The organism is Streptococcus sp. KCJ4932, from assembly GCF_004352745.1.
Classification (GTDB): domain Bacteria; phylum Bacillota; class Bacilli; order Lactobacillales; family Streptococcaceae; genus Streptococcus; species Streptococcus ruminicola.
Genome location: NZ_SJWW01000037.1, coordinates 1 through 652, shown reverse-complemented (window position 1 = coordinate 652; position 652 = coordinate 1). Strand labels below are relative to the sequence as shown.

Annotated in this window: 1 protein-coding gene; it reads left to right on the top strand. The window is 27.3% G+C overall.

Going from position 1 to position 652, the window contains the following annotated elements; genetic code table 11:
• Positions 1-74: 74 nt before the first annotated feature.
• Positions 75-652: ImmA/IrrE family metallo-endopeptidase (locus E0E02_RS09365; protein ID WP_133018456.1), on the top strand; the 578-nt coding region annotated here is incomplete at its 3' end.

The following is a 652-nucleotide window of genomic DNA, read 5'->3' as shown; positions in this document are numbered from 1 at the left end:
AGACAACGTTTTCTAATTTTTATACAATTTAAATAATTGGAAGCTAATCAGTAATAGAATTGGAGATGTTAATTTTGAATGGAAATTATTTTAAAATTGCTAGAATAGCTAAACAAGATATTTATCAATTTATAAAGAATACGGGTGAATCGTTGATAGATTATCATTTTAGTTCATACTTAAATTACTATTTGAAGCGTTACAATATCAAAATACTTGAACATCATTTTTCTTGTAGAAAAATTGAAGGTCTTACTTTGATTAATGAAGATGGGGTATCTTTTTCATATGAAAAAGATAATTCTACGGAAAAACAAAATTTTACAATGTGTCACGAATTGGGACATTTTGTTTTAGGGCATTCAGGGAAATGCTTCACAGAATTACGTGGTAAGAGTGATTCTGTAAAAGAAAGAGAAGCAAATATTTTCTCTGCTACTGTATTAATGCCTGATATTGTATTATTAGCAAAGATTTTTTATCGAAAAGACAGCTTTCAAAAAGTAAAAGAAGAGTTAGCAGTATCATGTGAGGCATTGTTCTATCGTCTAGTCGATATATTTCAAAGTCTTCTACCTAAAGATGAAATCGAAATTTTTCAAGTTGTTTGCGAATATTATCAAGGTTATAATAAAAAAATACTTAATAGTTT